The following is a 23,051-nucleotide window of genomic DNA, read 5'->3' as shown; positions in this document are numbered from 1 at the left end:
AGTACCTCGCAGCGTATACGACCGCATGAGTTCCGCTATATGAGAGCACTTCCGACTCAATCAACCGACGTGGAAACGAGGCAGTTTTTCTTGCAGCGCTATCTAATAGCCTTATTTATACGGCCTATATTCGTCGGTATCGTTAGCGGCACTGTCCTTCTAAGCATCGGCAAACTGCTTGAGTTGGCTAATGACTTGATTGTAGAGAGAGTCAGCTTGTTTGCTAGCTTGCAGATTTTTCTGCTCGATCTTCCCACGATCGTCGTGCAAGCATTGCCAATTGCAGCTCTGTTTTCGACATTACTGACTTTGCGGACGCTCAATTCCAGTGGCGAGCTCGTGGCTCTCAGAGCTGCTGGAATTTCCTATCGTAAAATATGCATTCCGTTTTTAACAATTGCTCTACTGCTTAGCCTTTCATCTGCTTGGATCGGCGACTCGATTGTCCCTTTAACCCAAAGGCGTATTAGTCATGTCAAGAGTTATCTTCATACGAATAGTTTAAACAGTTCCAGACTGCACGATGTTTTTTATCAGGCTTCTCCCTATACCTGGCTATTTATTCGATCGGCCGAACCCATACATAAGACTTTGCAGTATGTCTCCGTCCTGCAAGCAAACCCGGGTGGAGATCCACTCCCTGTCGGTTTGCAGCAAATTACACTAGCATCTTCAGCGGTATGGGACGGTCAGAATTGGCTGCTCGTCGATGGCTTCAATCATCAATACGATCCCAATGGCAACGCGATTGCTGAAACCCACTTCGATCGCCGCACTTTATCAGATGTGGCTAGCTTGCAGACATTATTGCAGTCCGAGCTACCGCTTAATGCTCTCACTCGTCGAGAACTGGAAGAACAGATAGCCTTGCAACGAGAGTCCAATCTATCGACGCTAGAGCTGGAGACGGAATGGCACCATCGTTTCGCTCAATCTTGGGCAAGCCTATTTGCAGTTGCGATCTCGCTACCATTAGCCATTGGCCCCCTGCGATCGAAGGCCCGCTTCGCGACATTAGCTTTGGCGGTTGTTCTATTATTTTTTTATCGCTTTAGCGCGAATTTAGGGGTTAGCTTGGGCAAAGCTGGAGTACTCGAACCGGGGTTAGCGGCTTGGAGCAGCAATCTTGCCTTTGGTGCGATCGCAATCTATCTGCTGCTTCGCACTTCAAAAGCGTAAACCCCATCCAGACTGAGATCTGGAGTTGTCAGGCATTGCACTCGGCCCCCTAAATCCCCCACCAGTGGGGGACTTCCGAGAGACTATTGGCTTCGTTCTACAACTTTAATCATCCCGATCTCCATCGTCTTCCTTGCCTCCCAACCCTCAACTGGAACTGTACTCAAGTCCCCCAGAATGGGGGATTTAGGGGGCGAATGCAGCGAACCACAGCGCTAGTAAGAGGGTCTAATAGACACATTCTCAAAACTACGGGGCTCTACTTAGACGGGGTTTAGTTTTTCGATTGACGGAGGTATGCTAGCTTTTTCTGACTTCGTTCATATAAGGCCGCAAGAGCAGAAGACTTGCTGCTGCAAAAGCAAGATTCGGCAACCAGGCTGCCAGCCAAGGACTGAGGGCTCCAATATGGCCCCAACTGCGAGCCACGCTCAGTAAGCAGTAGTAGGCAAAAACGATCGCGATCGCCACGACAACTCCCCCATACCGCCCAGCTTGGCGAACCGTTCTGACCCCTAACGGGGCGGCGATCGCAATTGCAAAGACGCTGGAAAAGGGAAGCGCAAATTTCAGATGCCACTCACTCTCCAATTGAGCGAATTGTTCGGCTGGCAAACCTTCTGTAGCTAGCTGGCGAATTTGCTCTCGTAATGCTCGACTGGAGAGTTCCTGCGGCAGTTTTTCACCCAGAAGGTAACTGACTAGCGCTTGCCCCAGCCGGAACTGCAATATCCTCACACGCCCCGTATAGCGACCAGAGCCATCATCGTTATATTGCCAAACGTTGGCATTGTTTAGCGCCAACTTGCTCTCTTGCCAAGTTGCTGAATTAGCAGAGATCAACTTTGGGTAGTTTCCGGCGTCGTTCTCAGACTCGAAATCGAACAGCAAAACCCCTTTCATTTCCTTGGCCTCCTGTCCGATGTCAGCAATGTAAAGCCAACGGCGATCGCCGATTGATACTAACTGCTGCGGCTCTAGTAGAATCGCATCTTGGCTGAGAAGCAGATTCTGGTTGAGTTGCCTCACTTTATGGTTGGTATAGGGAACAACGCCGTCGTTGAGGCTGAAAGATAGACAGGCGATCGCCATGCCGACCAGCAAAAATGGGAGAAAAATTCGTAAATGGGATATTCCACTCGCCTGCAATGCAGCCAACTCGCGATCGGCTCCCATTCTCCCCAAAACCAGCAGTGTAGCGAACAGCCCTGCAATGGGAAATGTGATGACAAAAATAGCCGGTAGGCTGAGAATTAAAAGTTGGAGAACTGTGATTCCATTGACTCCCTTCTGAACCAAGAGATCGGTATAAAGCAGCAGTTGATGCCCCAACAATAGAACCGTGCCGCCGCCTACCCCCAACAGGAAAGGTTGAATGAATTCTTGAAACACATACTTGTCAAGTATGGCGCGGTCACTCAACCGAGCTCTAAATGATGTGGGGAGATCGTAAGTTTGCGCCATGTCAATTTCAGCTTGTGAATCAATCTGGCTCCAGGCGATCCTATACGGATCTCTGTGAAGCTATATATAAACCCAATCCATATTGAGATCTGGAGTTTTCAGACATTGCACTCGGCCCCCTAAATCCCCCACCAGTGGGGGACTTCCGAGAGGCTATTGGCTTCATTCTACAACTTTAATCATCACGATCTCCATCGCTTTCTCCGCCTCCCAACCCTCAACTGGAAATGTACTCAAGTCCCCCAGAATGGGGGATTTAGGGGGCTAATGCAGCGAACCACAGTGCCAGTGAGAGGCTTTAATAGACACATTCTCAAAACTACAGATCTCTACTTAGACGGGGTTTAGAATGGCTGCGATCTATACCAGCACAATCGTGACCGTGCGAGTCGAGGTATAGTCGACTCCTGCACCATCAGTGAACGTGAAGCCGAGCGTAAAAGTTCCCGGAAACGCTGGAATAACATCGTCAAATGCGCAAGTCCCTCCAGGGGGAACTGGAGCTGGCGTACAAACATCCTCGACAGGTTCGTTGAGATCGAGGCCCCCTGGCGATATTGAGGCCACATAGAAATCTACGCCTAAAGGAACTGAACCGTTAGGTAATCTGATGGGGCCAGTAAACTGGACCACAGGCGCTATTCCTGGCGTAATAGTGATAGTTAATGTTGCTGGAATCGCATCCAAAATAGCATCGATATCTTCAGCAGTATCGAGCGATCCCCCTACAATACTCGTCGTAACTGAGCCACCTCCTCCGATCGTGGAAGGGACTTCTCCTGCAGGTAATGGCGTCGGCGCAGGGCCGGGTGTTGGTGTAGCGCTAGGTGTCGGCGTAGGGCCGGGTGGTGGGGTAGAACTGGACGGTGGTGGGGCTGTGGGGATCGAAGCAGTGTCTTGATTCCCACAGGCGGCTAGTCCAAACAGAGTTGCCATAAACAATAAATATCTAAATGCTGTGTTTGTTGTGTATTTCTTAAGTGCGTTCATCTGGAAACCCCTCACTCATGAAGTCGCTATTTTTCATAAGATATTAAGCTCGAACTTCTTGCTGTCTTTTCACTCTAAAAAGACCTGAAAATTCCTAGAAGCCCCAAGAAAATGAGCCTCGAAATTCAAAAGGCGGACCGGGCGATATACTTGTCCGGGTTCCAGCAGAAGAAATAAAATTGGTGTCAAATATATTATTAAAGTTCAAAGCCAAATTAAAATCATCGCGGCGATAGAAAACTGCTATATCAAATACAGTATAGGGATCGAGTTGGAACGAATTTTCAATGTCTCCCTCGCGTTCGGCCACAGCAGTCAAACCCATACCGAATGCCAGACCGGATAGAGCTCCCGTTTGAATTTCGTAGGTAGTCCAAATTCTACCGCTATGAAGTGGAACATTCTCAAATCGGTTCCCCTCAGTAATTGCTTCATCCTCAATAACTTCAGTATCAGTAAATGCATATGAAGCGATCGCATTCCACCCCGGTAAGAGCTCTCCTGAGATATCCAGTTCTATGCCACGACTGCGGGTTTCGCCAATTGGAATTTGGAACGTAGGATTATCTGGATCTGGGGCTAGCTCGTTCTCCCGAGTAATGTTAAAGGCGGCTAGTGTGGCGGAAAGATTGCCATCGAGGAAGTCAGTTTTGATGCCAATCTCAAATTGTCTCGACTCCTCTGGATCGACGAGCTCTGTATTCGAGATTAGCGCGATGGTATTGGAGCGAAATGATTCACTAAAGCTCCCATAGAGAGAAATTGATTCAATTGGCTTGTAAACAATGCCAGCTTGCGGGATAAACTCTGTAGTTTCGAACCCCGGCTCGACATCAAACAGAAAATCAGTGTTTCGATCGTCAATGATTTCTAAACGACCTCCGACAAGAAGAAAGACTGTATCGGCAATATTAACCGTATCTTGGATATAAAATCCGAGATTTTCAGCTCGGGTTAAAACATCAATAATTTGGAAACCAACTGCGCTGTCTAAAACGCTCTCATCCTGAAAGATGGGGTTGAAAATATCGATCGGGTCCGCTGGTGCGATGACGATCTCATTATCTCGGGTTTGCAGGCTCCATTCGACACCCAACAGCAACTGATGCTCGATATTCCTACCCGTGTTGAATTCTCCCCCAATCTCCCCTCTCGCGATAAAAGTCTCGAATAACTCTGGATCGCTGTCAAAAAAGGTGCGTGTCAGGATGCCAGTTTCTTCATCGAGCACACCGGGCTCTGTATTGATGCGGCTGCGATCGACCCTCGTATAGAAAAAACCATTTCTCAGTTGCCAGCGATCGCTGAAATCGTGCTCGAACTCGTAGCCGACTCGAACTTCCTCAGAGGTGAGTTCGTCAAATGGGTTGCCCAGCCGACGGCCAAACGGAATGTCGGCAATTGTATCGCCAATCGCGACTAAGCCACGATCGAAGGGACGCTCGTCAAATAGGTATTCTCCGTTAATATTGAGCCGCGTTCGCTCTGCGATATCCCAGGCCAGAGTGGGGGCAACAAAAATTCGTTCGATGGATGTGAACTCTCGAAAACTTTCTGAGTTTTCATAGGCTGCATTCAGGCGAGCACGCAGATCGCCATCTGCTGTAATGGGTTGGTTAAAGTCTATCTCTGGGCGGAACGTACTGAAGCTACCGCCGAGAAAAGAGACATCAAAGAAGGGGGTGAACTGGGGCTGTTTCGTGATTAGGTTAATCGTGCCGCCAGCATCGAGCGAGCCGAACAAAATGGCTGCCGGCCCCTTTAAAACTTCTATTTGTTCGATGTTTGCAGTATCGCGCGGTGAAGAGCGATCGAAAAACACACTTTCGCGAAAGCCGTTGCGAGCCACTGTGCCAGCTTCGAATCCCCGAATCCTGAATTCATCTGCTCCATCGGTCACATTTCCAGGGGTGACCCCGCTCACATTTCTCAGTGCTTCTGTCAGACGCGTTGCCCCTTGGTCTTCGATTACGGCTCTGGGAACCACTTGGATTGAAAGGGGGGTATCGCGAATTGGCGTATCCGAACGAGTGCCTGTACTTGCTTCTGGAGCGAGGAAACGAGCCCGATCGGCTTCGACGACAAACTCTTCGAAGACAAACTCTCCTTCTAGAAACTCTCCCTCACTTACAGGCGGAGAAGCCGGTACGTCTTCTGTGACTGCCTCCAAAGATTCTTCTACAAGCGACTCAGCAACAGCCCCCTCCATATTGAGCACTCCAATGAAGACTCCCCCCTCGATCTGCATAACTCGAATATTGGGAGCCTCGTCGACGCCCAGGATAGTGACTCGGATTGTGCTGTCGTCTAGTTCGACAACAGACACAGAAGCAATAGTCTCGGCAGGAGACTCTCGCACCCAGCGATCGCCCTCGGCCAACTGGAGTCGGGCATTAGCGATATCGACAATCGCGGTATTGTCAGCACTGGAGACTGATGTTTCGAAGGATGTACCGGGTGGTGCCTGCAAAATAATTTCAAGGCTCCCATCTAAAAGCACAATCTGAACGTGTTCGATCGCAATAGCTTGGGCCCTAACGGGTTGCGATACCACCAGTGATGCAGCCAACAGGACTGCTGGCAGTGAATATCTCCAGCCGATCACGAGAGACTCTCCCAAGCGAGTGACACCGGTCCCGAGGGCTCATTCGCCACATCTGCACGACATGCTGCTGCCATCATTACCTGATAATTATTCTCAGCTAAGCTGAAAAAATAAAATGCATCTCTCAACTGCAGACTACTGAATTCATGCAGCCAGTTACGAGCGAACATAGTTCTATAAGACATTGCGAACTCATTTTTATAGTGCAAACCCTGCACAAGCTACAGCAAGCTCAGCGCCCAGTTGGGCGGACAGGAGGGTGTCGAAGTGCTTGTTGCGTTGAGAGCTAGCAACCCACTCAATGATTAACTCTTAGATGCAAGCTTTTGTCAAGAAGTTTTTGCAGCCCTGCTGTCAAGCTAGAGCAATTTTCAGGTGGACAACGTACGCTCTAATTTTCAAACCTAGAATCTCCAATCTCCTTCGGTACAGAAGGTATACCACCAACCTGGAAAATGCTCTAAACCCCATCCAGATTGAGATCTGGAGTTTTCAGGCATTGCACTCGGCCCCCTAAATCCCCCACCAGTGGGGGACTTGTGAGAGGCTATTGGCTTCGTTCTACAACTTTAACGATCGCGATCTCCATCGCCTTCCCCGTCTCCCAACCCTCAACTGGAACTGTATCAAGTCCCCCAGAATGGGGGATTTAGGGGGCTGATGCAGCGAACCACAGCGCCAGTGAGAGGGTCTAACAGACACATTCTCAAAACTACGGGTCTCTACTCAGGGGGTTAGTTCGATCGCAATTCGTCTCCTTCGAGGCGGAACTGAAACTGACTTGGCCCTTGAGTCGACAGTGTATTGCTCTCCATGTCGAAAACGATGAGGGGCGACGAGATGCGATCTGCTCTTCGGCAGTATGCAGCAGCAGCTTCAGACCCTGACAGTCCAGTAATATCGACCTGCGGTTCCGAGTCGACCTCGCCACCGCGCTCGCACAAACGTGCCGGCTCGGTCGTACCGCTTAGCTCCAACACCTGCGATGCCTCCCGGTAAATGCCCTCATCTCCTTCTGCCGAGCGATTGGCTTGCACGATCGCCACGCGATCGAAGAAGCGGATATCGTTTGTCTGGCGATCGATCGTGACTCGTTCGGCATAAATCCGAGTTGGGCGACTCAATGCTTCCCTAAATTCTTCATCGTTTGTCCTGCGCGCTAGCCATTCTCCAGACACCTGCTCCAATTGGACATTTCCGCTCAGGAAAATCGTTCCCGGTTCGATAGTGGCCTCTGCCGATCTCGCCTGTCGACCGTCCTGAATCAGTTCTACTGAGTCCGAAAAGGTAGCTGTTTTGGTCTGCGAATCGTAGATCATTCGCAGCGATCGCACTTCAGTCCGCGATCGCTGCACTTCTTCCACAGCAGACTCTCCGCCTGCGCGATCTGGATTTTCAAGCTGAGTGAACACGACATTCTGCTCGAATCGAAAGATTTTATCCTGATGGTTGCCAATCATCCGCTCGGAAGACAATACCCTCGAAGGCTCTTGCAGGACAACCCCATCCATTAATAAACTCTCCGACCCCCTGCGCTGGTAAACCCCCCGGGGTGCTCGGATGGTGGTTTCACCTTGCAGAATCACTAAGTTCCCTTCTGCGCTAGCCGTTTCGGTCTCGCGGTTGTAATCGACGCGATCGGCCTCTATGGTTAGCGTATCGGGGGTGGGCGCAGGCTGAAGATCTGCTGCTGCCGAGGATTGATTTTGTTCAGTTGCGGCAATAAGCACTTTTCCCTGCAGGGCTGTGAGCTCCGACAGACTGAAGTCAAACGAGCCAGACTGGCCGCTCAGCTCCACTTCTGGAGATTCGAGGATAAAGGGTTGAGTGGCTTCAATGCGTCGATCTGAATGCACCTGCAACGTTTCAGTCTCTAAGAGGGTGCCATCGGGACTGAAGACTCTGACATTCCGCTCTAAATCTAGGCGGTTGAGCTCGGTATGATAAAAGGCAGCTTCTGCTTGCCACTGAACCTCTGTTCGATCGCCAAAAAAGACTGTATCCTCAGGACTCCCTCCAGATTGAGCTGGATCTCCATAAAGCCAGCCACTCGCACCGCGATCGAATATCTGTAACTCGTCCTGCAAGCGCATTTCGTCTGCAAGCAGCCGCCACCGCCTAACCCCTGCTTGTCTGCCAACGAAATCTACATCGAGTTCAATCGTTTGGGGCGTGTCGCGTGTAATATCTGACGGCATTTCCTCGACTGGCCAGAGGATTCCCCAAGCGAGGAGACCCGCTACACTGGTAAACCCAAACAGTGGCAACGCAATCTTGGGGAGAAGCAATTTCATGGAGAGGCTCTATCGATCGCTAGTGAAAAATATTAGACAAACCTGGAAGGTAACTGCCTGTACAGTTCCAGTAATCCTATCTCAAGTTTTCAGTCAGCTAAACCTCATCCATGTTGAGACCTGGAGTTTTTAGGCGTTGCACTCGGCCCCCTAAATCCCCCACCAGTGGGGGACTTGTGAGAGTCTGTTGGCTTCGTGCTACAACTTGAATGACCGCGATTGGCCGGTTCGTCTTCCCAGTCTCTAAACCCCAGCTAGCACTGTCGTCAAGTCCCCCAGAATGGGGGATTTAGGGGGCGAATGCAGTGGTTAACAGCGTTAGTGAGGGGGACTAAAAGGTGCCTCATTAAAACTACAGGTTTCTGACTAGACTTGGTTTAGTGTTTGGAACTCTGCGGTCAGTTGTGCAATTGTTGCATCACTGCGGGCGATCGCCAATTGTCTCGGTACGCCTACTCTGCTTCGCTCGGCATCGTAATTCTATCGATATGGGGTAGTGCATGAAAGATCGACATTCTTGTTTGCCAGTGAAACCCTCACTTGCCCGACTTTTTCTGAAAGCATCGCAAGCTAGCGGCTATTTCTTGCAGTGCAGTGCGATCGCGCTGTTGGGAATTGCTACTTGGGGTGGCTGGGGAGCTCGTGTCGCTGCTCGACCGATCCTGAGTGTCAACATGCGTTTGGGGCGATCGCTCCACCCAGATTATTGGTACGTAGTGGCATTGGGAAACAGCACCAACATTCCCCAAGTGAATTTGCTCAATCCAAATCTGCAAATCGATCCAGGTGAGGTGTCTTTTGTCGATAATTGGGACTATTTGATTCGGGTCAAGCCCCTCAATACCAGTGGATTAGTCGATAGTTCGATTCAAGTGGAAGGTGATGTCGAGCGAGAGTTCGTGACTGGGTTTAATGAAGTGGTTGTGCTAGGCGGAGAGCGCCCCTTAGATACCTTGAGTATCGAGGTAGACTTAGCTCAGCTCGATCGCCTCGATCCGGATCGTCAAGCTATTCATGTCAGCTTATTCACAATACCCAACCCGTTCGAGCTAGATCCCGAGTTTACTCTGTTAGCAATTGATGCAACCCGGGGGGAAAGCCCTAATGCTTACGCCCTCAGCCTTGCCGATCGCCGTCGAGTCACAGTAGATAATCCCCAGCGTCAAGAGACAGTTCGGCGCAGTCGAGAGTTGATTGCGGAGCAAGAAAATCTTACCAGTCAACTCCTAGAGCGCAGGGCATTGAGCATTCTGTCCGCTAACATCGTGACATTCGAGCTGGAGCTAGAAGATAGATAAAAAAGATAAACCGTATCCATGTTGAGACCTGGAGTTTTCAGGCGTTGCACTCGGCCCCCTAAATCCCCCACCAGTGGGGGACTTGTGAGAGGCTATTGGCTTCGTTCTACAACTTTAATGATCGCTGTTCGCCGGTTCGTCTTCCTTGTCTCCAAACCCCAGCTAGCACTGTCGCCAAGTCCCCCAGAATGGGGGATGTAGGGGGCGAATGCAGCGATCGACAGCGCTAGTGAGAGGGACTCATAGGTGTCTCATCAAAACTACGGGTTTCAGACTAGACTCGGTTTAGGGAACGTATCGATTTATTGATGCTGACTATTTTTCTAAAGAAAGCACATTTCCGATTTGATTGGCCAAGCTATTGACTAATACCTTGAGCGAAGAATCTATATAAAAGTGATCGCCTGGAAATAACTCCATAGAAAAACTCTTACTAGTTTGCATTTTCCATGCCTCTAACTGCTCTTGGCTAACTTCGGGATCGCGGCAACCCGCATAAGCTGCGATCGCACAATCTAGGCGTGCTTCTGGGACATAGGCATAAGTTTCAATCATTGTAAAGTCAGCCCGCATAATGGGAAAGAACAACTGCCGCATTTCTTCATTTTCAAAGACCGCTCGAGCAGTTCCGCCGAGCTGCTTTATTGCTGCCCAGAATTCAGGTTCTGGCAGAGTGTGAATGAACGGGGGAGATGTGGAGAGTTGAGGAGATTTGCGACCTGACACCGCCAATAACTTAGGCAGGGGTTGGTTGTGGCGACGTAAGCAACGGGTCAGTTCGAAGCAGAGCAAAGCACCCATGCTGTGGCCAAAGAACGCAAATGGGCGATCGAGGTCTGGCTGAAGAGCTGCAGCGGTCGCTTCCACGAGTGGAGCGAGGCGTTTGACGAGCGGCTCTTTTATGCGCCTTCCCCGACCGGGGAGCTCGATGGCACACAGTTCGATATCGGTTGGAAAGAGGTGAGGCCAAGTGTGGAAAATACTGGCGGCTCCACCGGCAAAGGGGAAGCAATACAGTCGAACTCTCGCTCGCTCGTTAGGTTTAGGGCGGATAATCCAGAGGGAAGGATCGGTTGAAATCACGGGTTTGTTCAGTTGAATTTTGACTTGAAAAAGTTCCGAACGTGAGGCTGATTGAGTCGCGATCGCTAACGATTCGATCGGTTGAAGTCATTATCGTTAAGCAACTCAGGCGTAGTATCGGCAAAAAACTCCCCTCTTTGTTGGGTGAGGCCGAGCGGTCGACTGGGGAAAGCCACTAGGATGCCCTCAATTCGAAAAAGCTCATTTTGAGGCTCGGCAACAAATCGCAGTTCGAAATCCCGTAAATCTCGGCGCACCTCGACTAAATCAATTCCATCGCGATTTAATCCCAAACGGATGCGCCAGTGGTTTTGCCAGCGGGTCCCGATGGTTAGATCGGCATTGACGCCGTAGCGGATCTTGCCATCGCGAGGATCGTAGATAGCTTGGAGGCTGTAGCTCAAACCTGGTTCGTAGCTATCCAGTCCCGAGCGAAGATTGCGATCGAATGTCGTCGAAGAGAGCTGACCGTAGCGAAGCGCTATTGGTAAAAGTTCTCGCTCGTTTGGATCGTAGCTAGCAGATACGTTCAGATTCAACAGGGTGGGAGCCGTTGCCAGCGACAGGTCGGCGGTCAAATGCTCCCATTGGCCTTCGACAAAGTTGTAACCCGAATGTGCATGCAATTGCAGAGCATAGTTCAGGTCGGAAGTCCGGGCGATTTGCTGTTGCCGCTCGATCGCCTCTCGGTCTTCAAGAGTATCGTCTTCGAACAGTAGCGGTATCGGCTGTTCGCCGGGTAAGTCGTCTTCAAATGCAATAAAGCCAGGAGGCGCAGTCACGCTGGCACTGGGAGTTTTGAGGGTTAAAGCGGCTTCTAGTCGGTGGCGATCGCTGTGACTTCTGGGGATGTCGAAGGGTACAGAGTTGTCGCCTAGCATGGTGCGAAAGTAATGAATATCCAGCTCCGACCCAGATACTGGACTGAGAAGCAAACTGGGGTCGATCGTTACAGCAGACTCTCCATCTCCAGACGAGTAAACGATCTGTTCGTACTGAATGGAGCTCGGGCTTAATGTCAGCCAACGGCCAACATGAATTGGCGAAAATCGCAGAACTGCGGCTGAAGAAGCTGTCGTATAAAAGCGCAAAAGATCTCTGGTCTCTAGATCGGCGACTTGATTGCGGTACAATCCCACACGACCTGCGAGTGAAACCCCCGCTCCAAGCCGGATTGGGTTAGACGCGAAAGAAAATTCAAAATTGCGTCGAGCTTCTAAATCGTCAGTCGAACGATTTAAGCCACGATAAATCGCGATCGCATTTCCCCAGTCAGGATGGGCGATCGCAGACAGGTTCCAACGAAAATCGGAGCTCGCTGGTTCTGTCGAGGCTGCATGACTAACGCTTTGGACATAGCTGAGTCTTGAATTGGTGCGGAGCCAATCAATACCCGAAAAGCGCTGGGAATGGTTGAGAGTCGCTGGCAAGGTATAGCCGCCAAGCTCGCGAGATCCAAACCGGCTGACATCGAGGGTTGTTAGCGATAGAGGAGTCGTGTAGGAGGAATTGAGGCGGAAATCAGCTCGGTCGTTGCGACCCCCTGCTGGCCGAACGGTATTGTCGAGGTTAATGTCCACCTGCCCTCGCCATCGATCGCCGCTTAAGAAACTATGCTGAGGGAGCTCGAAGCGGTGGGCGAGTCGGAAGCGATTGGAGGTGCGATTCTCATCAGCTTCCGTTAGCCAATAAAATTGGGCTCGGCCAAAGTGGTTACCGGCAGTAATGGGTAAACGGTAGTCGTGTAGAAAGCCAAGGCCAACCCCTTGCTCCTGCAGGAGGTCGAGCCTGAAACCGCCAAAGTGAGATTCGTTGAAGCGATAAGCCCAGCTAGATTTGAGAAAAGCTCCTTCTGTCGGACTAAACCCCGGCAACACCCATTGGTGTGCGCGCAAGCTGTAAATAAATAGTGGAAATAGGGCTACCTGTCTGCCTGCTCGAAGAGAGCCATCTTCAGCCCGATCTCCACCGACAAACACCCGCGCCCATCTGATAGCGACACTATTGTCGGGATCGATCTCCACCCGATCTCCCTCGATGTAATGGGTAATCGGATTGCCCGTAGATGTGGTGACCGTGGCGTTGTGGAGCACAATGCGGGCATCGAGTTCCGCGATCGCTGTAGCGCTGCGGATATGTACGTAGGTTCCGGGCTGTTCGCCTGGAACAACTGCATAGGCGTCTTCTAAGCTAGCGGTTCGAGTCTCCACAAAATAGTTGAGGTTTCGACCGCGAACCACTCGAATACTTCTTTCAGCTCGATCGATCGCTTGGATCAAGCGAAATGCGCCATCGCTAGCGAGTCGATTCTCACTGCGATAGAACAGCAGGCGATCGCCTTCGACGATCGTGCCATCCGCAAACTGAATGCGTGCATTTCCTGTGGCGCTCGCGACTTTCTCGTCTGAATCGTAGCTGAGTTGGTCTGCATGGATGTCCACTTGACTGGGATCGAGGGGCAGCTCGGTTTCCAATCTGAGCTGAAGTTGTGCTTGTTCCCGTCCGAGAGTGGCCGCATTGGAGTCGGCTGGAAGGGCTACATCCAACTCTGAGGAAGGGAGATTTGACTCGTCTGGGTTGGCGATCGATATCGTGCCAGCTCGATCGAACTCTAGATCGTCGGGACGATCGTTGCTGCGGTTGAGAAATTCTAAGACCCGTTCCTCAGCCCAGCCTGTCGGTGCCTCCATCAGGAGAGCTGCTTCTGTAGGTACAGCTAAGCTTGCGGCAGTCACCTCCGGCAGGGCCGATACGATATTTTCTGCAGCAGCAGGATCGAGAGTGCTAGTTGGCGATGGCGCTAACGTGGAGGCCAAACGCTCGCCTTCACGATCTAAAAGACTCTCCTCTAACAATGGCAGCGCAGCCAGCTCGGCTTGTCTCCCTTGCAAAAGGAGGCCACCCATCGAAGCCGCCAGGATTGTTGCCCAGCGACCCATTACGATCCAATGCATAACCGGACCGCTGGCTCGCCGAGTGAGGATAGGTTTGCGCCCATGATAAATCATCTAGATTCTCAAGAGTTTTGAGCTGGAACTAGCCATCTCTGATATAAAAAAGATGTAAATTTTGAAGAGCAAAACAATTTAAGAATCCTCGACTTCAACAGCATTTCACTATCCATATAGCAATCTTTCAAGATGTCATCAAGGCTTATATATGACAAAAGCTTAAATGTCATAGGACTCGTATAGATAGGATCGTTTCTAACGGAACTATCGTACGAGTCCTTACAGGTATAGTTATATGTTTACGATTGAGAACGCTTCTTTAGGCGGCCTCGGCTAAGTAAACCAGCGGAGAGTAGGAAAGAGATTATCAAAGAAGAGCCTGGTTCTGGGATAACAGTAGAGGGAGAAGTGATAGTAAAGTTCCCTGTCGCTATTTCCTCCTCGAAAGTCGAGAAATTAGCTATAGTTGTTTCTTGGCCACTAGTAATATCTCCCAGAGTAAACGACAGGAGTTCAATTTCGGGAGGACCAATAATTGTCGCTAAAACTTCTAGGCTGATATCATCAGATACATCAAATAGATCGGAGCCAAAATCATAAACGAAATTGCTGAGATCTCCGAGCCCAAAGGTTGTACCGGGAATTAGGCTAGAACTGGAGAATGTTGCGGTAAAGGCTGTTAATTCACTGCCTTCAATAAAACCATCTCCTACAATTAGGGGATCGACTCCATTAAACTCAAATGAGCCCGACAGAGTACCGCCAAAATCGAATCCCGTTTGTTCGAATGTAAAACTTGCCGCACTGGCAGGCAACTCGAGCAGAAGTGTCGACGTGACTGTAGCAAGTGCGATCGCCAAACCTTTACCGTATTGAAGCTGCATAATTATGCTCCCTATGTGTACCTTGAAACAAAATATGTGACCTTTACCTCGGACGTGATGGACTTATGGCCCCAGCACTAAGGTGTGCCGGGGCCGTAAGTAACTTAGAAGACGAAGTTGGCAGCGTTGTTGAGATTGTCGAAGTTGGCATTGTCATTAACAACCTGCAGATAGGTCCTGAAAACATCTGGACCTTCAGCTCCATCTAAATCGACTTGAATAGAATCGCGACTGCCCAGACCGTCAACAACTCGCACAAAGCCGTCAGCAAAGGGATCTTCACCGTCGAAGCCGATGCTGTCGAGTAAACCGCCGAGATCGATGAGATCTGCCTCTGCGGCGTTATCGAAGGTTGTGAAGTCTGTAATCAGATCGATGCGATCTGCAAAGGATGTGAACGTAAACCTGTCGTTACCGCCGTTACCAGAGAGGATATCGCGGTTGTCGCCACCAATGATGTTGTCATTATCAGTGGTGCCAGAGAGGATATCGCGTCCGTCAGTACCCCCCACAACGTCTGCATCGGCAATACTAAGCGTAAACTCGCTTGCGTCTGGATCTAGCTCGTACAGCTCGCCATCGAGAAGGCTGAAGGTAATATCCTCAATGCCTTCAACAAGGCCATCATCGGCAACTATCAGTGAGATGCTGGCAGTTGCTTCAGTCAGAGTGAGCAGGACAGAGTCCGCTGTCACGGAAGGCGGGAAGATAATTCCATCCACAGACCCAGGATCGAGCAAGATAGACGGATCGAACTCCAATGCAGCTGCAGGTGTATCGCTTCCCACGACAACCGTGAGACCGCCTATAGGAATTTCGCCCTCGACGTTGAAGGAAACTGTAATCTCTTCCCCTTCGACCACATCAGCCCGATCGACTGTGAAGCCAACTACGGGACCGTCGGGGAAGTCAACGCCATCGGTGATGCTGATGGTGCCGATGTTGGAGTCGGGATCGATATTGTAGGGATTGTCGAGCAAGCCATCGGTATCGGACAATAACTCGAAAAAGTCGACCGTGACATCTTCTTCCTGAATCAAGTCATCTTCAAGGACGACATCGAAGGAACCAATCTGGTCGGTGAGAATCAGTTCGAACGCATTGAGCTCGGGGAAGAAACCATCTCCAAATTCGAGGTTGATAAAGTTGCTGGGTCCAACCTCTAAACCTTGAGAGGTAAAGTCTCCCAAATTGTCTAGCGAGACCAGCACCGAAAGCCCGTCCTCGGGAACAAAACCATCAACGGTGTATTGGAAGGTAATGGTGCGTTCTTCGAGCGACCCTTCCTCCGAAACCGCATCGGGAACGACTTCGAAGCTGACCAGAGGCACATCGGAGACCGAGAGGTCGATACTGCCATTGGCGGGGTCAACTTCGTAAAGCTCGCCATCTTCGAGGAAGAGATTGACAGTTTCAGTTCCTTCGGGGATGCCATCCTCAGCTAACTCGAGCGTAATGCTGGCATCGGGGTCGAGCAGTGTCAGCAAGACGTTGCTAGCTGTGACCACAGGCGGTCCGGCAAAGCCAGGGGGAGTTACCCCCAGAATGGCCGGGTCGAACTCCAGTGCTGCTTCACCTGTGGTGCTGCCAATAACCACCGTGAGACCGCCCTCGGGAATGTCGCCCTCGACATCGAAGGTTAGGGTAACTTCCTGAGTTTCGAACAGGTCAGTGGTATCTGCTGTGAAGCTAACTACGGGACCGTCGAGGAAGTCAACGCCATCGGTGATGCTGATGGTGCCGATGTTGGAGTCGGGATTGACGGCATAAGGGGTACCGAGCAAGCCATCGGTATCGGACAATAACTCGAAAAAGTCGACCGTGACATCTTCTTCTTGAATCAAGTCATCTTCAAGGACGACATCGAAGGAACCAAGCTGGTCGGTGAGAATCAGTTCGAACGCATTGAGCTCGGGGAAGAAACCATCTCCAAATTCGAGGTTGATAAAGTTGCTGGGTCCAACCTCTAAACCTTGAGAGGTAAAGTCTCCCAAATTGTCTAGCGAGACCAGCACCGAAAGCCCGTCCTCGGGAACAAAACCATCAACGGTGTATTGGAAGGTAATGGTGCGTTCTTCGAGCGACCCTTCCTCTGACACCGCATCGGGAACGACTTCGAAGCTGACTACAGGTACTTCTGGAGGCGCAACTGCAATCGTAGCTGTAGCGATATTGGAATCAGTTGTGCCATCGTTCGCCACGTAGGTAAAGCTATCCGTACCGCTGAAGCCAGCGTCAGGGATGTACTCGAAGGAACCATCGGCATTGAGGGTAAGGCTGCCGTTGCTGACATCGCTCACCAGAGAAGCACTCAGTGTGTCTCCATCGACATCGACATCGCCATTGAGAACGCCTAAAGCCGCATCTACAGCCAGAGTCTCACCTGCGGCAACACCGAAGCCATCGTCATCTGCAACGGGGTCGTCGTTGACGGGATCGACAGTAAGAGTCACTGTCGCCGTATCTGTACCGCCGTTACCGTCGCTGACTGCGTAGGTGAAACTATCGGAGCCATTGAAATCGGCATCGGGAGTGTACTCGAAGGAGCCATCGGCGTTGAGGGTGAGAGTACCGTTGCTGACATCGCTAACCAAAGCAGCAGACAGGCTATCCCCATCAATATCGCTATCGTTGGCAAGCACACCTGCTGCTGCATCGACGGTCAGCGTGGCATCTTCGTCAACGCTGAAGCTATCGCCTGCAGCCACGGGGTCGTCGTTGACGGGATCGACAGTAAGAGTCACTGTCGCTGTATCTGTACCGCCATTACCATCGCTGACTGCGTAGGTGAAACTATCGGAGCCATTGAAATCGGCATCGGGAGTGTACTCGAAGGAGCCATCGGCGTTGAGGGTGAGAGTACCGTTGCTGACATCGCTGACCAAAGCAGCAGACAGGCTATCCCCATCAATATCGCTATCGTTGGCAAGCACATCTGCTGCTGCATCGACGGTCAGCGTGGCATCTTCGTCAACGCTGAAGCTATCGCCTGCAGCCACGGGGTCGTCGTTGATGGGATCGACAGTAAGAGTCACTGTCGCCGTATCTGTACCGCCGTTACCGTCGCTGACTGCGTAGGTAAAGCTATCGGAGCCATTGAAATCGGCATCGGGAGTGTACTCGAAGGAGCCATCGGCGTTGAGGGTGAGAGTACCGTTGCTGACATCGCTAACCAAAGCAGCAGACAAGGTGTCCCCATCAATATCGCTGTCGTTACCTAGGACGCCAGATGCAGCATCTACGGTGAGGGTCTCGTCTTCATTGACGCTGAAGCTGTCTCCTGTAGCAATGGGATCGGTATTCGTTGGGACTTGGCTGGGATCGTCAAAAATAGTCACAGAAGCTGTATTGGCTGCCGGATTAACCGTGACGCCTTCAGTTCCCGGAACTGGAATAAGCTCACCTGGGTTGTCTGGATCTGGGATGAGTAGATCGTCTGGCACCGGGAGAATCTCCCAGATGATTTCTTCAGGCCCCTCTGGGATGAAATCATTCAAGGTCGGTAGAGTGATGGTGGCACCGAATGGACCTTCTGGAGGCAGTTCCCCACCGACCTCGGCGTCAAATCTGAGTAAGATATCGGTCGCAGAGACAACAACTGGCGCACTAAAGAATCCCGTAACCCCCCCAGCTAGAATGCTAAATTCACCGAGAGCACCTGGGATATTGCTGCGAAGGATGACCGCGACTCCTGTATCTGATGGAGGAGGTCCGCTGATGTCAAAGAAGAGGGTATAGGATGTCCCTTCAGTTTCAATGAGTACATCAGTGTTGTCGCTAAGGCTGATTTCAATATCGAGTTCGAAGTGACCTGAATACTGGTTTTGTATCTGCTGAGAGAAGGCGATTGAAGTCTTGACTTCGCCTGCCCGTGCATCGAGTTGCCAGTTGGCTCCATTGGCAGTGTTACCGACGATCCCGGTTGATGCTGCAATATTAGCTCCCGTGAGCTGGTGGAGTTGTTGTATAAAAAGCTGTCCCATTCCTCCTGCTGCAACTTCGCAGCCATAGAGGAAAAGATCGGCATCTTGTAGGCTGTTGGCCCAACTTTTGAGCGGCTCAAAATAGCGATCGAGGGTATCGAAGCTAAGTCTTGTATTCCCGAGGAGTAAGTTGCCGGAAGTACCGTGGGAAACAATGTGAAGACTAGAGATGCGAGCAAATTTCTTTAAAAATCCAGTGATTTGCGTAATGCCATCGCGTTCTCCATCCAGCAGGAGTACTTCAGAGTTGGGCTCAACATCAGCAATCAAAGAGGGTATGTCACTGACACTAGAATCAATCACAACAAGTTGGCGATCCGCGAGCAGAAAATCTCGACTGGATACATGCACCGGAGTGGATGAGACAGAAGACAATGTCTTTCTCCTTATTTTTTACTTTGTGCGGTGAGCATTCGTACGATTTAGGTGTTAGATATATCCACGAACAGCAAAACAGCGACACATATTTGAGGTGTCCGCCAAAGCAAATTGCCTTTCTCACCTGCGCTTTGCCTCCAGGGAGTGCACGAATATTCCGCCACGCTCAAATGAAACAGACATTCCTCAGCACAGAAGTCTAAGGCGGGACAAACTCACCACCCTAAGACTGAGCATTGGAGGTTAGAAATTTCTCTTGTTACCGTTGAGCCTGCGAGATATTGAGCCCCAAAAGGCATTCAGCTTCCAACTGAAGCAACAGAGACATTATTGATTTTACTCTCAATAAGAGTAAGCTTTCTCTGAGGCCAGTAGCAGCTTGCAGTTTTGTGATAGATATCACAAACTCTTAAAAACAGGTATTTAGGGACATATACAGTGCTTGACAGTGCAATAGCTTTGTTAGAAATAGTTCTCAATAACGGGTCTATGTAAATATACCACTGCCGTTTTCGTCTGGCAAGAAAGATTTAAAAAGAGATGAGACTGTTTGGAAAAGAGTGGTTGAAAGGTAGAACTGATAAGGATTACAGATGATTTCTAACCGGTTGAGAGTGCCGCAGTTTTGTGTCTAATGAGGGTTGACTGGGGACTCGAACCAAATACTCTTGCAAGTCCTCAAGCAATAGCGAGGCCCCTTGAATGCCTGGAAAGAACCAATACACTTCGGACACGACATGAGTTTGCTGATTGCGAACGGCATTGAGCTGTTGCCACAAAGGATTGGCCTGCAGGCGATCGCGGGCAGCAGCATCGCTGGCGAAATCTCCCCACATAAAGATAATGTCGCCATCGGCGCGCTCGAGCGTTTCTAAACTAATCGGGATGCGGGGCAGCAATCGCGAAACATCTTGGGAGGGAGGGCGTCTCACCCCTGCCTCTTCAAAGATGGCTCCTGTAATCGAAGATTTAATGTACAGAAAAATACCATCGCTGCGAACGCGAATAAAGGAAACTTCGATGTCGTCGAGGCGATCGCCAACAGTATCGCGAAAGCTGGTTAAATTGGCCTCATATGCGGCGATCGCCTCGCTGGCCCGCTCGCGGCGGTTGACGATGTCTGCAAGCGCCAGCAGGCGGCTGCGCAGATTGTCCGAACGCCGAGTCGGTAACGCGACCGTCGGAGCAATTTGAGACAGTTGAGGGTACAGTTCGCTGTGGGCATCGGTCGCGACAATCAGATCTGGATTTAACCGAACGATCTGCTCCAAGTCGGGCTGGACCAAATTGCCCGCCAATTGGCTCTCTGCGACTTGTTCGCTGAGGTAGGGCGGTACTGAATAACCTCGATCGGCAGTAAACCCCGCAATGCCCACAGGTACAATTCCTAGGGCGAGCAGATTGTCTAAATCGACCACGGGATTCAGCAGTACCACCCGCTGGGGCTGGAGAGGAACGGCCGAGCGCCCGAAAGCATGCTCGATCGTGCGGGTTGGGCTGGAACTATGGGAGATTGCGTCAGGCTCGCCACTGTCAATCACCTGAATGCCAGAACGACTGCAGCCCGCTAATACCAGCGCTGTCGCTAACGCAATCAGCAATCCAGTCACTGTCTGGCTGGATTTATAGAACCTTGTCATGAATTACTTGCCCGTAATCGAGTTTGACTAAGCGATCGGCACATTCAAAATAGCGATCGTCGTGAGTCACGACGATCGCCGTTTTTCCTTTGGCTTTGAGATCGGGCAGTAATCTTTCGTAAAAGACTCGCTTGAAGGTGGGATCTTGATCGGAGGCCCATTCGTCAAAGACATAAATGGGACGATCTTCCAAATAGGCTGTCAGTAGAGCCAAGCGCTTGCGCTGCCCCTGAGACAGGCTGCGGGTGGAAAAGACGCCATCTTGCAATTGCACGGCCCGATCGAGCTGTAACTGCTGCAGGTACTCGCGCGCGCGCCCGTCAAGGTTGGGAATATCCAGTCCCAACAGGCGATCGAATAGGTAGAAATCTGAGAAGACAACTGAAAAGAGCTGTCTGAATGATTCTAGATTCGCGTCTGAAATCGGTTCACCATCGAGCAGCAATTTACCCTGCTCGGGATCGTAAAGACCGGTAATTAACTTGACTAAGGTTGATTTGCCACTGCCGTTGCCGCCGATGACAAAAACGACTTCGCCCGGTTGAAATTTCAGATCGATGGGGCCGAGGACAAAACTGCCCTCGTTGTCTCCGTTATAGGTGTGTACTGCTCCTGCCAATTCCACAGAAGACCAGCCACGATTGGGCGATGGGATTGTCTCGACCGATGTGGCTTCAATACCGAGGGCGGAGAGAGAGAGTCCCAACGCCTCGATATTTTTCAAGGCAATGTTGGCCTGAGCAATCATGGGACGGGCATTGAGGATGGTGCGCAAGGGGTTGATGGTAAAGACAATGGTGAGGGCATAGCTGGCTGCCAGGGCTGGGGAGATCGTGGCAACTTGGGGCAGGAGAAACAGTAGCAGGGCAATGGGCATGAAAAAGAGAATCAAAGCCCAACTGCCAGAAACGGCAAAGACCGACATGGCATAGGTGCGATGCTGCTTGAACTCAGCGGCATCTCGGCTGACATCTTCGGAGATGAAGGCCGATCGCCGTTGCCGGTGAATCTTGAGTTCTTTGGTGCCTTCAGTTGCTGTGCGGAAATCTTCAAACAGGCGATCGCGAGTTTGGCGAGCAAATTTGAGCGCCAAAACCCCTCGGTTCACCAAAACTTGGTAGCTATAAAGCGCCAGTGTCATCAAGACCAACAAACCGGCAAAGAGCAGCGGAGAGAGCCAGGCCAAGTACACGATGCAGCCCAACAGCAAAGCAGAGTTGGCGAGTAATCCCGACAACCAGGGGGATGCCTTCGAGACGGCATCGACGTCTTCAGTGAGAGCAGCCATGAGGCGAGATCTGCCAATGGACTCTAACTGTCGGAGAGGACAGTCGAGGATCTGCTCGACCAGTTCCACCTGTAGCTGGAAAATAGTGGTCTGGGTAATTCGCACCACCAGCACCTGAGAAAGTGCTGTCGTGACAAAGGCAGCTACACTCAAACCGGCAAAACTCCAGGCGAGAGAAGCGCTGGGGCGATCGACAAGTTCGATGGCTGTATTGATGGTGGCAATGAGCCCAGCCGTACTGGCTCCACTGAGTAGGCCCAGCATGCCAGCTAGCGCCATCATCCACCAAGAATTTTTAAACAGAAGGCCGAGCAGCTTCATGACGGTGAATATTCCACGTGAAATTGGCGAGGGGGTAAAGCTCTGCGAGCTCCGAGAGATTGCGGGTGAATGCTCCCATTGAGGCTTTGGCGCGATGGAGACGTTTTGGGAAATCAATCAGGGAGGAGTGCAAAGTAGCTCTAGCTGCCGCTTTGCCATCGCGCAGCGCTCGGGGGCTGGATTGTAAAACCTGAGTTCGATGGCTCTGTATGGCCCGGCCCCTCACCCCCGGCCCCTCTCCCTAGGGAGAGGGGAGCAACAGCCTGAAACCCGCAATCTACCGTTCTGTTTCCCTTCCCCCAGAATTACGGCTGACGCCACGCTTCGCGAGGGGGGGGAAGGGGTTAGGGGATGGGGGCCAGACACCTGTCGAACTGACGTTGTAAAGATGCTTGTAGGGGATAGCTTGCAGATAACCAATACTGTGAATTAACCCTTAAATAAAAGTCAATGTCAAGAAAGGGAGGAAATATTGTCCTTTTTTGCTAACAGTCTCCCCAATGTGACGCAAGGCCGCACCTGCGCGAACAGCTTGCCTACCTGTCTAGCCCTTTCCCTGCTTGACTTTGAGGGTTTTCTCTCTTTTCTGCTTGAAAGCCGCAGCCAATCCGACCAAAAAATTCTGCGATTCTATTGCAACTAATTTCTATTTAGGTGCTAGTATGGCCTACGTTAGGAACTCAAGACCTCACA

Annotated in this window: 12 protein-coding genes; 2 read left to right on the top strand and 10 right to left on the bottom strand. The window is 51.0% G+C overall.

Annotation, left to right across the window (positions count from 1 at the left end; all coding sequences use genetic code 11):
• Positions 1-39 precede the first annotated feature (39 nt).
• A complete protein-coding gene (locus tag SYN7336_RS23075; protein WP_083885862.1) occupies positions 40-1,179 on the top strand; it encodes an LptF/LptG family permease in 1,140 nt (379 codons plus the stop codon).
• Positions 1,180-1,479: 300 nt separating this feature from the next.
• Here the strand turns inward: SYN7336_RS23075 and SYN7336_RS27465 are convergent, their stop codons facing one another.
• From SYN7336_RS27465 to SYN7336_RS23055, 4 genes are all read right to left on the bottom strand, one after another.
• Positions 1,480-2,643, bottom strand: a complete 1,164-nt coding sequence (locus SYN7336_RS27465) for an LptF/LptG family permease (RefSeq protein ID WP_051039870.1) — start codon at positions 2,641-2,643, stop codon at positions 1,480-1,482.
• 360 nt (positions 2,644-3,003) lie between these two features.
• Positions 3,004-3,579, bottom strand: coding sequence for a hypothetical protein (locus SYN7336_RS31375; RefSeq protein ID WP_156820295.1), 576 nt, complete (start codon positions 3,577-3,579; stop codon positions 3,004-3,006).
• 148 nt (positions 3,580-3,727) lie between these two features.
• Positions 3,728-6,202, bottom strand: coding sequence for a TonB-dependent siderophore receptor (locus SYN7336_RS23065; protein ID WP_051039869.1), 2,475 nt, complete (start codon positions 6,200-6,202; stop codon positions 3,728-3,730).
• Between the two features lie 770 nt (positions 6,203-6,972).
• A complete protein-coding gene (locus SYN7336_RS23055; protein ID WP_017328313.1) occupies positions 6,973-8,532 on the bottom strand; it encodes an LptA/OstA family protein in 1,560 nt (519 codons plus the stop codon).
• Between the two features lie 500 nt (positions 8,533-9,032).
• Here SYN7336_RS23055 and SYN7336_RS23050 point away from each other — a divergent pair, with 500 nt between their 5' ends.
• Entirely contained in the window at positions 9,033-9,830 is a 798-nt protein-coding gene (locus SYN7336_RS23050; RefSeq protein ID WP_017328312.1) for a hypothetical protein, read from the top strand.
• 315 nt (positions 9,831-10,145) lie between these two features.
• Here the strand turns inward: SYN7336_RS23050 and SYN7336_RS23045 are convergent, their stop codons facing one another.
• The 6 genes from SYN7336_RS23045 to SYN7336_RS23020 all read right to left on the bottom strand — a co-directional run bounded on the left by SYN7336_RS23045 (position 10,146) and on the right by SYN7336_RS23020 (position 22,358).
• Positions 10,146-10,913: a thioesterase II family protein gene (locus SYN7336_RS23045; protein WP_026101257.1), complete on the bottom strand. Its 768-nt coding sequence runs from the start codon at positions 10,911-10,913 to the stop codon at positions 10,146-10,148.
• A gap of 65 nt (positions 10,914-10,978) precedes the next feature.
• Positions 10,979-13,921, bottom strand: a complete 2,943-nt coding sequence (locus SYN7336_RS27460) for a hypothetical protein (protein WP_156820294.1) — start codon at positions 13,919-13,921, stop codon at positions 10,979-10,981.
• A 242-nt stretch (positions 13,922-14,163) separates the two neighbouring features.
• On the bottom strand, positions 14,164-14,748 hold the full coding sequence (locus SYN7336_RS28465) for a hypothetical protein (RefSeq protein ID WP_017328308.1): 585 nt from the start codon (positions 14,746-14,748) through the stop codon (positions 14,164-14,166).
• 104 nt (positions 14,749-14,852) lie between these two features.
• Complete coding sequence (locus SYN7336_RS23030; RefSeq protein ID WP_227498710.1) at positions 14,853-19,034, bottom strand: tandem-95 repeat protein; 4,182 nt, start codon at positions 19,032-19,034, stop codon at positions 14,853-14,855.
• 662 nt (positions 19,035-19,696) lie between these two features.
• Entirely contained in the window at positions 19,697-20,749 is a 1,053-nt protein-coding gene (locus SYN7336_RS28460) for an ABC transporter substrate-binding protein (protein WP_051039867.1), read from the bottom strand.
• Positions 20,733-22,358: a cyclic peptide export ABC transporter gene (locus SYN7336_RS23020; RefSeq protein ID WP_017328305.1), complete on the bottom strand. Its 1,626-nt coding sequence runs from the start codon at positions 22,356-22,358 to the stop codon at positions 20,733-20,735. Before SYN7336_RS23020 ends, SYN7336_RS28460 begins: the two co-directional genes overlap by 17 nt.
• Positions 22,359-23,051: the final 693 nt, after the last annotated feature.

Source organism: Synechococcus sp. PCC 7336, from assembly GCF_000332275.1.
Classification (GTDB): Bacteria; Cyanobacteriota; Cyanobacteriia; order Thermostichales; family PCC-7336; genus PCC-7336.
This window is presented reverse-complemented; position numbering and strand designations above follow the sequence as displayed.

What these genes read in the sequence shown, in the direction of transcription:
- SYN7336_RS23075 (WP_083885862.1), top strand. Translation starts at nt 40, where the DNA reads ATGAGAGCACTTCCGACTCAATCAACCGACGTGGAAACGAGGCAGTTT.
- SYN7336_RS27465 (WP_051039870.1), bottom strand. Translation starts at nt 2,643, where the DNA reads ATGGCGCAAACTTACGATCTCCCCACATCATTTAGAGCTCGGTTGAGT.
- SYN7336_RS31375 (WP_156820295.1), bottom strand. Translation starts at nt 3,579, where the DNA reads ATGGCAACTCTGTTTGGACTAGCCGCCTGTGGGAATCAAGACACTGCT.
- SYN7336_RS23055 (WP_017328313.1), bottom strand. Translation starts at nt 8,532, where the DNA reads ATGAAATTGCTTCTCCCCAAGATTGCGTTGCCACTGTTTGGGTTTACC.
- SYN7336_RS23050 (WP_017328312.1), top strand. Translation starts at nt 9,033, where the DNA reads ATGAAAGATCGACATTCTTGTTTGCCAGTGAAACCCTCACTTGCCCGA.
- SYN7336_RS27460 (WP_156820294.1), bottom strand. Translation starts at nt 13,921, where the DNA reads ATGATTTATCATGGGCGCAAACCTATCCTCACTCGGCGAGCCAGCGGT.
- SYN7336_RS28465 (WP_017328308.1), bottom strand. Translation starts at nt 14,748, where the DNA reads ATGCAGCTTCAATACGGTAAAGGTTTGGCGATCGCACTTGCTACAGTC.
- SYN7336_RS28460 (WP_051039867.1), bottom strand. Translation starts at nt 20,749, where the DNA reads ATGACAAGGTTCTATAAATCCAGCCAGACAGTGACTGGATTGCTGATT.
- SYN7336_RS23020 (WP_017328305.1), bottom strand. Translation starts at nt 22,358, where the DNA reads ATGAAGCTGCTCGGCCTTCTGTTTAAAAATTCTTGGTGGATGATGGCG.